At 71.7% G+C, this 11,873-nt stretch carries 12 protein-coding genes; 2 read left to right on the top strand and 10 right to left on the bottom strand.

All coding sequences use genetic code 11. The annotated features are described in order from the left end of the window. Positions 1 to 24 precede the first annotated feature (24 nt). On the bottom strand, positions 25 to 837 hold the full coding sequence (locus tag Psi02_RS32725; protein ID WP_203979696.1) for an N-acyl homoserine lactonase family protein: 813 nt from the start codon (positions 835 to 837) through the stop codon (positions 25 to 27). Positions 838 to 1,074: 237 nt separating this feature from the next. On the opposite strand from Psi02_RS32725, the gene Psi02_RS32730 reads away from it, so the two are divergent. Beyond that, positions 1,075 to 1,710, top strand: a complete 636-nt coding sequence (locus tag Psi02_RS32730) for a DUF4396 domain-containing protein (RefSeq protein WP_203979697.1) — start codon at positions 1,075 to 1,077, stop codon at positions 1,708 to 1,710. Positions 1,711 to 1,713: 3 nt separating this feature from the next. Here the strand turns inward: Psi02_RS32730 and Psi02_RS32735 are convergent, their stop codons facing one another. The 5 genes from Psi02_RS32735 to Psi02_RS32755 form a co-directional block, all read right to left on the bottom strand. Next, positions 1,714 to 2,754, bottom strand: a complete 1,041-nt coding sequence (locus tag Psi02_RS32735) for a hydroxyacid dehydrogenase (protein WP_239095363.1) — start codon at positions 2,752 to 2,754, stop codon at positions 1,714 to 1,716. After that, complete coding sequence (locus tag Psi02_RS32740) at positions 2,751 to 3,416, bottom strand: ThuA domain-containing protein (RefSeq protein WP_203979698.1); 666 nt, start codon at positions 3,414 to 3,416, stop codon at positions 2,751 to 2,753. The genes Psi02_RS32735 and Psi02_RS32740 overlap by 4 nt, the downstream gene beginning before the upstream one ends. Beyond that, positions 3,413 to 4,846, bottom strand: a complete 1,434-nt coding sequence (locus Psi02_RS32745) for an aldehyde dehydrogenase family protein (protein ID WP_203979699.1) — start codon at positions 4,844 to 4,846, stop codon at positions 3,413 to 3,415. Before Psi02_RS32745 ends, Psi02_RS32740 begins: the two co-directional genes overlap by 4 nt. 66 nt (positions 4,847 to 4,912) lie before the next feature. Beyond that, positions 4,913 to 5,821: an alpha/beta fold hydrolase gene (locus Psi02_RS32750; RefSeq protein WP_203979700.1), complete on the bottom strand. Its 909-nt coding sequence runs from the start codon at positions 5,819 to 5,821 to the stop codon at positions 4,913 to 4,915. A 51-nt stretch (positions 5,822 to 5,872) separates the two neighbouring features. Next, complete coding sequence (locus tag Psi02_RS32755) at positions 5,873 to 7,093, bottom strand: ROK family transcriptional regulator (RefSeq protein WP_203979701.1); 1,221 nt, start codon at positions 7,091 to 7,093, stop codon at positions 5,873 to 5,875. Positions 7,094 to 7,306: 213 nt separating this feature from the next. On the opposite strand from Psi02_RS32755, the gene Psi02_RS32760 reads away from it, so the two are divergent. Then, on the top strand, positions 7,307 to 7,546 hold the full coding sequence (locus Psi02_RS32760) for an SAV_915 family protein (protein ID WP_203979702.1): 240 nt from the start codon (positions 7,307 to 7,309) through the stop codon (positions 7,544 to 7,546). 151 nt (positions 7,547 to 7,697) lie between these two features. On the opposite strand, the gene Psi02_RS32765 is transcribed toward Psi02_RS32760, so the two are convergent. The 4 genes from Psi02_RS32765 to Psi02_RS32780 all read right to left on the bottom strand — a co-directional run bounded on the left by Psi02_RS32765 (position 7,698) and on the right by Psi02_RS32780 (position 11,840). Next, on the bottom strand, positions 7,698 to 8,261 hold the full coding sequence (locus tag Psi02_RS32765; RefSeq protein ID WP_203979703.1) for a hypothetical protein: 564 nt from the start codon (positions 8,259 to 8,261) through the stop codon (positions 7,698 to 7,700). Then, the gene (locus tag Psi02_RS32770) at positions 8,258 to 10,114 is read right to left on the bottom strand and encodes an APC family permease (protein ID WP_203979704.1); all 1,857 of its coding nucleotides are present in this window, start codon (positions 10,112 to 10,114) and stop codon (positions 8,258 to 8,260) included. Before Psi02_RS32770 ends, Psi02_RS32765 begins: the two co-directional genes overlap by 4 nt. A 9-nt stretch (positions 10,115 to 10,123) precedes the next feature. Further along, complete coding sequence (locus Psi02_RS32775; protein WP_203952103.1) at positions 10,124 to 10,792, bottom strand: response regulator; 669 nt, start codon at positions 10,790 to 10,792, stop codon at positions 10,124 to 10,126. A 160-nt stretch (positions 10,793 to 10,952) separates the two neighbouring features. Then, positions 10,953 to 11,840: a potassium-transporting ATPase subunit C gene (locus Psi02_RS32780; RefSeq protein WP_203979705.1), complete on the bottom strand. Its 888-nt coding sequence runs from the start codon at positions 11,838 to 11,840 to the stop codon at positions 10,953 to 10,955. Positions 11,841 to 11,873 lie beyond the last annotated feature (33 nt).

The raw sequence follows: 11,873 nt of genomic DNA on the forward strand, positions 1-11,873 counted from the left end.
GGATCCGCGTGTGGCGTCGTGCCGTCAGCGGGAAGCGGGGAAGCGCCGCGCGAACTCGGCGGTGTACGCGGGCCACGCCACCGGGTCGTGCCCCGGTATCAGCGGATACCCCTTCGCCTCGGCGATCTTCTTCAGTTTCCTGATCTGCTCGACGGTGGCCTCCGGCTCGCAGTCGATGAACCCGCCCACCGCGAGTTCCCCGTCGATGTTCTCGGTGAGGTCGGCCGCGTCGAAGGCGAAGACGAAGCCGCCGCCGCCCACGGACTCGTCCAGGTCGACGACGAAGCTCTGGTGTCCGGGGGTGTGGCCCGGTGTCGGCACGGCGGTCACCCCCGGCGCGATCTCCGCCTCCCCGTCGGCGACGCGCCAGTCGATGCGCGGGTCGTCGAAGTCGATCCGGAAGATGGCGTGCGCCTCCGCCGCGTCGGACAGGCCGTACCGCAACTCGGTCCGCTGGGCGTGCACGGGCACGCGGCCGGCGAAGTGCTTGAGCCCTCCCGCGTGGTCGAGGTGCAGATGGCTGACGGCCACCGCGTGGATCTCCTCCATCGGGATGCCCGCCTCGGCGAGCGTCTCCTCCAGCGGTTCACCCGGGCCGGGGAGCAGGGGGAGGTACTCCGGCCGCTGGTAGAACCGCCGGGCGAGAGCCGTGTCGCGGATCAGCGCGGTGTTGAACCCGGTGTCGAGCAGCACCCAGCCGCCGTCGACCTGGAGCAGCACCCCGGGCACGGGCTCGCGCAGCCGCGTCCCCGAGGTGTCGCCGTGTACCGAGACCGTCTTGGGCAGGTCCTCCCAGCCGAGTGTGAGCAGGACGATCCGCCGGACTCCGCTTCCCATGGCCTCAGCCCACCCGTCCGGCGGACGGCGCCGCCAGGTTGGGGGCGGTCGGCGCGACCCGCGCGCTCGTGTGGTGCGGGGTGTTCTGCGGGGCCTGATCCTCGGGCGTCATGTGCGCAGGGTACCCCCGGCTTCCGTGGAGCCGCGGACCGCGGGCACCTGCCCGGGCAGGGCGCGACCGCCATGTACCCCCAGGGGGTATATTGAGCACGTCGACGGAGTCAGAGGGAGATCACCATGTCCGGATCCGCACCCGAGCCGGCCCCCGCTCACGACCCCGCGCCCGGCGGTTCCCGGACCGTCCACGGCGAGCACCGCCACGTGGGGCACCCGCACGGCGAGCACACGGAGCACAGGCAGATCGAGCACGGGCACATCGAGCACGAGAACACGGAACACAGGAACGCCGAGCACAGGCACGCCGAGCACAGGCACGGGCCGGCCACCTGGCGGACGGCCGCCTCGGCCACCCTCCATTGCCTCACCGGATGCGCCATCGGCGAGGTGCTCGGGATGGTTATCGGCACGGCGCTGTCCTGGAGCAACGCGGCGACGCTGATCCTTTCGGTCGCCCTGGCGTTCCTCTTCGGCTACGCCCTGACCCTGCGAGGCCTGCTCCGCGCCGACGTGGGCTGGCGGCAGGCGGTACGGCTGGCGATCGCGGCGGACACGCTCTCCATCCTGATCATGGAGATCGTGGACAACGGCTTCATCGTGGTCGTCCCCGGCGCCATGGACGCGGGCCTGGCCACGGGGCTGTTCTGGGGCGCGCTCGCGGCCTCGCTGGCGCTGGCCTTCGTCGTCACCACGCCGGTCAACAAGTGGATCATCGGCAAGGGCCGGGGCCACGCCGTCGTACACGCCTACCACTGATGTTCAAGCTGTGACCGGCAGAGCAGCCAGATCGACGGGGTGGCACAGCGGCTCGCCGTCGATGACCCGGAACACCTCGTCCAGGGCTTGCGATCCCAGTCGAGCCAGTTCGTTGCCCAGCGATCCGGCGACGTGGGGCGTCAGGACCACGTTCGGGAGCTCCCACAGCGGCGAGTCCGGCGGGGTGATCTCGGGCTCCGTCACATCGAGCACAGCGGAGATGCGGCCGCGCCGCAACTCGGCGACGAGGGCGTCGTGGTCGACCAGCGACCCCCGCGCGGTGTTGATCAGCGTCGCGCCCGCCCGCATGGCCGCGAGGCGCGACGCGTTCACCATCCCCCGCGTCTCCTCGATCGCGGGCGCGTGCAGGGACACGACGTCGCAGGACGCGAAGAGGTCGTCGAGGCCGGCCTTCCGCACACCGAGCGCGGCGGCTCCGGCCTCGTCGAGGTAGGGGTCGCTGACCAGCACCCCGAGATCGAACGGCCGGAGCAGTTCGGCGACCCTGCGGCCGATCTTCGACGCCCCCACCAGGCCGACGGTCTTGCCGTGGTTGCCGATGTCGGGATACTCGCCGATGAGGTCGATCGCCTCGCGCCGTGCGCGGTACTCCCGGGCCATGGCGGGGACCGCCTTGTTGGCGAGCAGGATCATCGCCACGGTGTACTCGGCGACCGGGACCGCGTTCGCGTCAGCCGCCGAGCTCACCAGGACGCCCCGCTCGAAGACCGCGGCACAGATGTGGCTCTTCACCGTGCCCGCCGCGTGGACGACGGCTTGCAGGCGCGGCGCGTGGTCGAGCACCCTGTCGTCGATCACCGGGCTGCCCCAGCCGGTGAGCAGGACGTGTGCCCGCGCGAGCCGGTCGCGGGCCTCGGCCGAGTCGAACCCGGTGAGGGGCGGCCCCCAGTCAGGGCCGACCAGAGCGCGGAGCCGCTCCGCGCTCCGGCCCTGGAAGAGCCTGTCGGGCAGGCCGGGCGGCATCGCCAGCACGACGGCGCCGGGATCCGCGCCACCCGCCGAGCCGCCCAGCGGGGCGCTCACCGTGCCGCCCAGACGAGGCCGCGCTCGGTGAGCGTCCGGACGACCGGCTGCTCCAGGTCGGCCACCCGGTGACCGATCGCCGAGAAGAAGATCTTTCCGGCGCCCCATCTGCGGGTCCACACCACGGGCATGTCGACGGGCCCTCCCCCGTGCTCGCCGTCCTCGGGCGTGAAGGTGGTTCGGGCCAGGACGGTGTTCAGCGAGTCGGTGAGCATCCAGTACTGCTCGGTCCTCACGGTGAAGTCCGCGAGACCCGCGACGATCGGGTGGCCGGCCTGACCGGGGACGATCGTGACCTCGTAGTCGAGGAAGTCCTCGGGGTGCCAGAGGAACAGCCCGCCCACCATCCTCAGGTAGTCGTGGCTGTCGCCGAAGGTCCCGACCACGCCTCCGTGCCAGCCGGCGAAGCCGGTGCCGGCGTGCACGGCCGAGACCAGGCCTCCGCTCTGCTCCCTGGTCAGCTTGCCGATCGACCAGCACTGGACGACCAGGTCCGTCGCGGCCATGAGCTCCGGATCGGTGTAGACGTCCAGATCCTCGCTGACGGTCACGTCGAACCCGGCCTCGGTGAGCGACGGGATGAACAGCTCCGTGGCCTCGACGGGCACGTGGCCCTCCCAGCCGCCCCGGACGACCAGGGCCCGGCGGCTCCCGTCGCTCATTGCCGGCCCGCCGGGTCGGCGGTCCAGGCGGGAACGTCGAGCGGCGTGCGCTGGACGCCGATCCACTGGCGCCGGGTGAAGCCCGGCATCTGGTTCTCCGCACCGTGCCGCGCGTGCGCGTCGTTGACGTGCACCTCGCCGGCCTGCAACCGCTCGGCCACCTGCATGCCTCGCATGAGGTCGGCGGTGAACACCGAGTTCATCAGCATCGGATACCCGTTCGTCAGGGCGACGGCCTCCTCCTCGGTGTCCACGACCGTGATCGGGACGACCGGGCCGAAGATCTCCTCGGTGAAGGCCGGCATGTCCGGCGTCACGCCGGTCAGCACGGTCGGCCGGTAGAACAGGCCGTCGTAGGTGCCGCCGGCGACCAGCTTGGCGCCCATCGCGATGGACGGCTCGACGATCGTCTGGTGCACCCGGTCGCGCTGCGCGGTGCTGATGAGCGGGCCGAGATCGGCCTCGCCGGACAGCGGGTCGCCCACGCGCAGGGCCTCGACCCGGCGAGTAACGGCCGCGATGTACTCCTCGGCCACGTCGCGGACCACGATGTGCCTGCTCGAGCTGATGCAGGTCTGACCCTGGAACTCGAGGGAGGCGACCATCGCGAGCGAGGCGGCCAGGTCCACGTCCGCGTCGGCGAGCACGAGGAAGGCGTTGTCGCCCCCGAGCTCGAGGCGGATGGGCCGCAGGGTCGCGGCGGCCGACGCGGCGATGTCCAGGCCGACCTTGCGGGAGCCGGTGAAGTCGATCAGGTCCAGGCCGTCATGGGTGGCCAGCGGCCATCCCGCCCCGGGCCCGTCGCCGGTGACGACGTTGAGCACGCCGGGCGGCAGACCGGCGGCCTCTGCCGCCTCAGCGAGCACCTGCCCGCCGATGATCGGGGTGAGCTCCGCGGGCTTGAGCACGACCGTGTTGCCGAACGCCAGGCCGGGCGCCACCGCGCGCATGGCGAGGTTCATCGGGTAGTTCCACGGCGTGATGATCCCGAGCACGCCGAGGGGCACCACCCGCGACAGGGACAGCTTGCCCGCCTTGTAGGGCGGCAGGATCTCCCCGGCGTTCTCCGTCGCCTGCACCGCCGAGATGCCGAGCTGGCGGATCGTCGTGGAGACCTCGTCCTCACCCTTGGCCCGCACCCCTCCGGTCTCCCGCATGCTCAGGGTGACGAGCTCGTCGTAACGGCCCTGAAGGTGCTCGGCCATCCGGCGCAGGTAGCCGGCGCGCTCGGGGGCGGACAGGGCCGCCCATCCCGGCTGCGCGGCGCGGGCCGCGGCCACCGCCTGGTCGACGTCTGTCGCGTCGCCCAGGGCGTAGCGCCCGATTCGAGCACCGGTCGCCTTCTCCTCCACGTCGGCGAACCGGCCCGACGTGGAGGGACGCCAGGCGCCGTCGATGTAGAGATGGCCGTCGGCATGACGAGATGGCATTCGAACTCCGATGGAATCTTCCGGTGCGCGGCACCCCGGTCACGGATACTTAGTCCACGACTTAAGCTAAGTTCCACTGGTTCGAAGGTCAACCGGAGATTTCACCTGATCCGCCCCGGAACCGGACGTCCCGGCCGCGTCAAGGAACGTCGCGATGATCCGGGTGAAGCCACCGGGGTCGTCGAGCCATGGAAAGTGACCGGCGCCCGGCAGGACGGCCAGTTCAGCCCGGTGGAACATCCCGGCGACGACGGCGGCGACGCGGGGAAGCGGGGTGCCGTCCAGTTCGCCCACGAGGACCAGGACCCGCGCGTCCAGCGCGGCCGCGGCGGCGCACGCGGCACCGGGGTCGAAGGCGCCGGCGGACGCGTACAGCTCCCCCGCCTCCAGGTTGCTCTGTTCGAGGTCGGACGCGGCGTGCGCCTGAGCGGCCGCGTCCCATCGGCCGTAGAAGAACGGGGCGACGGCGTCCCAGTCGGCGTCGGTGGCCGAGCCGGCCCAGACGGCTTCGTAGGCGTCGTACGCGGCGCCGTACCAGGGCTCGGCCACGCGCAGGGCGGCCGCCTCCCGCCGGTGCTCTTCGGTGAAGTCCACGCCCAGGGCGCGGGCGCGGGCCGTGACCAGGGTGAGCGTCCGGACGCGCCGCGGATGCGCGGCCGCGTACAGCAGGGCGAGATCGCCGCCGGCGGAGTGCGCGAGGACGTCGAGGCGATCCAGCCCGAGGTGATCGCGCAACGCCTCGACATCGGCGACCTGCCGGTCGCAGCGGTACGTCGCCGGGTCCGCGGGGACGGCGGAGTCGCCGGTGCCGCGCAGGTCGAGCATGACCAGCCGGCGGTGCCCCGGCAGCCCGCCGAGATCGCCCAGGTAGGCGGAGGCACGCATCGGCCCACCGGGCAGGCAGACGAGCGGCTCTCCCTCCCCCGTGACGTGGTAGGCGAGCTCGGTCCCGTCGGGGGCGGTGAAAGTAGGCATGGCCCTCATCCTCACGACCGCGTGGCGATCATGGCAAGAGGGGCGGGGCCGTCAGGCGGGGAGCGACCCGCCACTCGCCAGCACCTGGACCACCGGCAACGTCGCGGCCCCCAGCGCCACGGCCTCCTGGCCGAGCTGGCCGAGCTCGATGCGGACCTGGCCGTACATGTAGGACACCGCGTGGCGCCGCACGGTCTCCCGGACGGCGGGCAGGATCGCGGAGCCCATGGTCTCCCCCGCCCACCCGGACAGGACGACCCGGTCGGGGCTGAGCAGGTTGATCAGGTTCGCGATGCCGATGCCGAGATACTCCGCGGTCTTGCCGAGGACCTGGGACGCGCCGCCGCCGTCCTCCGCGCGCGCCACGAGCTCCGCGAGGCGCGCCTCGGTGCCCTTCGACTCGAACGGCCGGGCGTCCGGGAGCGCCAGGTAGTCGTCGAGGACCGCCTCCGCCCCCACGTAGGCCTCCAGGCAGCCGCGAGACCCGCATCTGCACGGCCTGCCGTCCACGTTGATGACGGTGTGGCCCCATTCGCTGGTCGTGCTGGTCATGCTGGTCATGTCGCGGAACGACTCCGACGACGTCGCGACGGCGGCCCCCACGCCGACGCCGAGGAGCGCGACGATCGCCCGCCGTGCCCCGCGGCCGGCTCCGCGCCACATCTCGGCCTGCCCGAGCGTGCGGGCGCAGTTGTCGAGGTAGACCGGCACGGGAAGATCCCTGCGCAACATGTCGGCCAGCGGCACCGCCGACCAGCCGAGGGTCGGGGCGTACACCAGCTCCCGCCCGCCGATCTGCTGCACCGCTCCGGGGACGCCGACGCCGACCCCGAGCAGGCTGCCCGTCTCGACACCGACCTGGGAGACGACCTCCTCGACCCCGGCGAGCACGAGGCCGATGACCGACTCGGGCTCCAGCCTGGTGGAGGCCACCGAGTAGGTGGCGGTCGCCAAGGTCGCGAGCGTGTAGTCGAACAGCCCGATCTGGACGTGGGTCTCACCGATGTCCACCCCGACGACGTGGCCGAACTCGCCGCGTACCTGGATGAGGGTGCGCGGACGGCCGCCGTCCGAGCCCACCAGCCCGGCCTCGGCGACCACGCCGTCGTTGATCAGGTCGGAGACGACGTTGCTCACCGTCGCCGAGCTCAGCCCGGACACCTTCGTCAGATCCTGGCGGCTCGTCGGCCCCTGGACGTACAGGCGCGAGAGCACCGCGGACCGGTTGTGGCGACGCAGGTCGCGTGTCGTCTGCTGCACCGCGCGGGTCACACGGTGAATTCTGCCAGAGCACCCGGCCGTGTCCGAGATCCCCGCCCGGCCCGTGGATCCGGCCCTCCCCCCTGCGCGTCAACGAGACGTCAGCGTTCGCGCGGATCACGTCGGAATTCCGTAGCGAACGAGCTTCAGACGGAAATCCGGGTCTAGCGTCCTCTTTGTACGAGTTCTCCCTGGAGGCGACCCATGCTGGAAGATCCTTTATATGTGCCCGTCAACCACGGCACGCTCTCCCTTTCCCTTCGCCTGTTCCGTACGGCATCGGGCAAGAAGACCTCAGTGGCCTTCACCTCGCCGCTACGGCTGGCCAAGGTGCTCGGCACTGACCAGGAATGGATCCGCCTCAGCGAACCCGCCCTTCGGTGCATGATCAACGATCTCGACGTCATCGGGATCGTCATCGACCCCGCCGGGACCATGTCCCGGCCCGTCGCCCGTACCGCCTGATGTGCGTCCTCGAACAGGACCTGGCCGACCAGGATGAGGATTCCGCGTCGATCGCGACGCTCCTGACCGCTCGCCTCGGTGAGCCCTCGGTGAGCGAACCCGAGCCGCAGGGCTGAGCCGCGGCGCTAGCAGTACAGCCCTGCACAGGACATCACCGCCTCTTGGCGGTGATGTCCTTCCATTCTTGCTCCCAACCGGCCACGGCGCGCCGCGCCGTCCACGCCCGCCGTCCGACGCGCAGGAGCCGACCGGCCGACCATGCGGCACTCGCCGCGGCGAGTCCCCCGAGCACCGATCCAAGGATGATCGTGCCGTTTCCCGGGGGACCCCAGTCCAGCCGTTCCCCCGCGTCGGTCCACACGCGGACGGGACTCCTCAGGTCCGGAAGCGGGCCCACATGCGTCCTGCCGGTGTGAACGGCCCCGTCCCGGCCCGTCCACGACAGTTCCACCTCCGCTCCCGGTGCGGGCAGTGACCGCCCGCCGCCGCCCGGAAGCCCGACCACCCGCACAATGTGGGCGGTGACCTGCCGGTGGCTCGCGGGATACGCGTCGGCCGCACGCGTCATGACGAAGCAGGCGACGACACCGGTCACACAGCCGACGAGCACGATCACCATGGCCGCCACGCTCCACCGGGCGCCCACGTCCGTGACCGCTCCCGGAGATCCGCCGGCGGAGTCGCCGAAGTCAGGCCCAGAGATGCGGGGACTCATCTGACCGTCTTCTCCCGCCGGCCGCCTTCCGCGTCCTCGCCCGGACCGCCGATCCGGAACCGCATGCGGCAGACCACGACATCGGTACGGCGGCGCAGCGCGCGGGCCAAGATCACTCCGCGCTGGTTCTGCAGCAGCCGCTGCCAGACGTGCTCGGGCTCGACCTCGGCGATCAGCACGAACACGTGGGGTTCGGGGACGCTCGCGAGGTAGCCGACGAGTGGCTCGTCCAGCCGCCAGTGGGCGTCGAAGAGCCGCACCAGCTCGACGTCGGGCGCCCAGCGCGCCCAGTCCTCGCCGAATCGGCGGCTCCCCTCCTCGTTCTCGGGATGGGAGATGTTGACCGCCACCACGCGGTCGCCGAGGGAGAGCGCGGCGGACAGCGCGTCGCGCGTGAGCCGGTTGACCTGCTGAACGGGGACCACCACGAGCGACCGGCGCGGCCGGGGCGGGGCAGGGGTCCTGCCGAGCTCGAGGCGCGTCCCGATCCGGGCGTACGACCGGTTGATCCGCCGCATGACCAGCACGATCACCGGAAGCGCCACCACGATCAGCCAGCCGCCCTCGGCGAACTTCGAGATCGTCACCACGATCGCGGCGACGGCTGTCAGCAGCGCGCCGAACCCGTTCAGCGCCGCGTGCCGCCGCCACCCGGCGGGCCGGTCGGTCACCCAGTGCCTGACCATGCCGGCCTGGGACAACGTGAAGCTGACGAAGACCCCGATGGCGAACAGGGGAACCAGCAGGTTCATCTCGCCGCGGGCCATGACCAGCAGCGCGGCCGAGGTCACCGCGAGGAAGGCGATGCCGTACCGGTGGACGTTCCTGTCGGCGCGCAGTGCGAACAGGTGCGGCAGGTTGTTGTCCTGGGCCAGCAGCCGGGCCAGCACGGGCAGGCCGCCGAAGGAGGTGTTGGCCGCCAGCGCCAGCAGGATCACGGTGACGAACTGCACCAGGTAGAACAGCGGCCCGTCGCCCACGGACGCCTGGGTGACCTGCGCGAGCACGGTGACCCCGTCGACGGGACGGATGGCGAACTTGCCGATCAGGACGGCGATGCCGATCAACATGAGCGCGAGCAGCGCGCCCAGGGCGACCTCCGCGTTCTGCGCCCTCCTGACACGCGGCGTCCTGAACGACGGGACCGCGTTGGCGATCGCCTCGACGCCGGTCAGCGCCGCGCAGCCGTTCGCGAACGCCTTGAGCAGCAGCAGGACGCCCACCGCCTCCAGGTTGTGCGCCTGCGCGGCGTGCTCGACGGCCGTCGCCGGTTCGCCGCGGACCAGACCGGCGACGATCACCAGCAGGATCGCCCCGACGAAGACGGCCGTGGGCGCCATGAAGGCGCGGGCGCTGTGCGCGATGCCCCGCAGATTGATCGCGGTGACCATGGCGAGGACCGCCAGGCACAACCAGACGGTGTACGGCAGAAGCCCGGGGAACGCGGAGGTGAGCGCCGCCACGCCCGCGGCCACGGAGACCGCGACATTGAGCACGTAGTCCACGATGAGACTCGCGCCGGCGACGAGGCCCGCCGGACGGCCGAGGTGGGTCCTGGCCACGCCGTAGGCGCCGCCGCCCTGGGGAAAGGCCGCGATGACCTGCCGGTAGGACAGGGTCAGCACGGCCAGGAGCAGAGCGATCCCCAGCGTGATCGGGAGGGTGAAACCCAGTCCCGCACCACCCGCGACGGCGAGCACCACGACGATCGCCTCGGGGCCGTACGCCACCGACGCCATCGCGTCCAGCGAGAGCGCGGCCAGGCCCCCGGCCACTGTCAGCCGGTGCCTCTCACCGGTATCGGCAGGCTCCTCTCCGGCGGTCGCCGGCGCCGGGGTCGCAACTGCGGACATCGTGTCCTCTCAGGGTTTGAAGCGGTAGCCCATGCCCGGTTCCGTGATGAGGTGGGCAGGATGCGCCGGATCCCGTTCGAGCTTCCTGCGCAGCTGGGCCATGTACTGGCGGAGGTAGTTGGTCTCCTTGACGAACCCCGCACCCCAGACCCGGGTCAGCAGCTGCCGCTGGCTGACCAGCTTGCCGGGGTTGCGCACGAGGATCTCCAGGAGATGCCACTCCGTGGGCGTGAGCCGTACGGAGCCGGAGACCGTCTTGTCGACGAGGTCGATCGCGTGATCACCGATCTGGATCACGGCCGGTCCCGGCTCCTGGGCCACGACACGGCGGCTGACCGCCCGGACACGGGCGAGCAGCTCGTCGATTCCGAAGGGCTTGGTGACGTAGTCGTCGGCGCCGGCGTCGAGGGCGTCGACCTTGTCCTGGTGCCCGGTGCGCCCGGAGAGCACGATGATCGGGACGCTGGTCCACCCACGGAGGCCGTGGATGATGTCCACACCGTCGATGTCGGGCAGCCCGAGGTCGAGGACGACCAGGTCGGGATGCCAGTCGGCGGCCTCGCGGAGCGCCGACGCGCCGTCGGACGCGACGGCGACCTCGTAGTGGCGGGCGACCAGGTTGATCCGCAGCGCCCGGATGATCTGGGGCTCGTCGTCGACGACGAGAACGCGCGTCACGAGGGCCTCCGCGCCTTCCCGCGCGGCGCCGGGCGCCGTACGGAGCACCGGGCGGGCCGCCGCCGGGCGTCGCCGCCCGGCACGCGCCCGCCGCGGAGGCCCGCCCCGGCCCCGGAAACGAGTCCGGAGCCGGTGCGGGAGCGTCCCCCTGGCACCGCGGTCACTGTCCCGTGCCGGAGGCCAGGTCGTCGAGGGCCAGGTTGAGCTCCAGGACGTTGACGGCGGGCTCGCCCATGAAGCCGAGAGCCCTGCCGGTGGTGTTGTCGGCGATGAGCGACCGCACCTTCGTCACGTCGAGTCCGCGCTCCTTGGCCACCCGAGGCGCCTGAAGGTCCGCGTAGGCCACCGAGATGTGCGGGTCGAGCCCGCTGCCGCTCGCGGTGACCGCGTCCGCGGGGACCGTGGGCGTGGGCGCGTCGCCCCGGATGGGCACGGTCCTGCCGGCCGAGTAGTCCTCGGCGGGCTTGCCGCACTCCACCTTCACGCCCTGGTAGTCGGCGATGAAGGGCGTCGCGGGGCAGGCCTGGTTGACGCTGACCGCCCGGGTGGGCGTTCCGGCGGCGGGGAAGACCTTCAGCACCGCGCCGACCCCGTCGGCGGTGCAGTACGGCCGGGCGCCGCTGACGCCGTCCAGCTCGCCGATCGCCTTGGAGCGGGCGCAGACCGTGGTGAGCAGCGACTGGCTGCCCGCCTTCGCGTCGTCGTCGGCCCCGTTCGGGTCGGGCAGGGTGTCGACGACGTCCTCGGGACCGAGGTTGCTCGCGGCGGTCGAGAGCATGTCGTACCCGTCGCCCGCGGCGGACGGACGGCTCTGGAAGTACTTCCCGATCGGGTTGCCGTCCTTGTCGGTGAAGAGCTGGCCGATGATGGCGCTGCCGACGTCGGCGCCCTTCTTCTCGATGATCTGGCCGTTGGCGTTGGAGTTGAACAGCGCCTGGGCGACACCGGTGACGACCAGTGGGTAGATCCCGCCGAGCAGCAGGGTCAGCACGATGACTGCCCTGAGCGCGGCGAGGTGCTGGCGGATCCAGCTAGGCAGACGGTCCATTACGACATCCCCGGAAGGAACTGGATGAGCAGA

Source organism: Planotetraspora silvatica, assembly GCF_016863315.1.
Classification (GTDB): Bacteria; Actinomycetota; Actinomycetes; order Streptosporangiales; family Streptosporangiaceae; genus Planotetraspora; species Planotetraspora silvatica.

Bases quoted from the DNA above. Each gene is read 5' to 3' on its own strand.
- Psi02_RS32725 (WP_203979696.1), bottom strand. From the start codon at position 837: ATGGGAAGCGGAGTCCGGCGGATCGTCCTGCTCACACTCGGCTGGGAG.
- Psi02_RS32730 (WP_203979697.1), top strand. From the start codon at position 1,075: ATGTCCGGATCCGCACCCGAGCCGGCCCCCGCTCACGACCCCGCGCCC.
- Psi02_RS32740 (WP_203979698.1), bottom strand. From the start codon at position 3,416: ATGAGCGACGGGAGCCGCCGGGCCCTGGTCGTCCGGGGCGGCTGGGAG.
- Psi02_RS32745 (WP_203979699.1), bottom strand. From the start codon at position 4,846: ATGCCATCTCGTCATGCCGACGGCCATCTCTACATCGACGGCGCCTGG.
- Psi02_RS32750 (WP_203979700.1), bottom strand. From the start codon at position 5,821: ATGCCTACTTTCACCGCCCCCGACGGGACCGAGCTCGCCTACCACGTC.
- Psi02_RS32765 (WP_203979703.1), bottom strand. From the start codon at position 8,261: ATGAGTCCCCGCATCTCTGGGCCTGACTTCGGCGACTCCGCCGGCGGA.
- Psi02_RS32770 (WP_203979704.1), bottom strand. From the start codon at position 10,114: ATGTCCGCAGTTGCGACCCCGGCGCCGGCGACCGCCGGAGAGGAGCCT.
- Psi02_RS32780 (WP_203979705.1), bottom strand. From the start codon at position 11,840: ATGGACCGTCTGCCTAGCTGGATCCGCCAGCACCTCGCCGCGCTCAGG.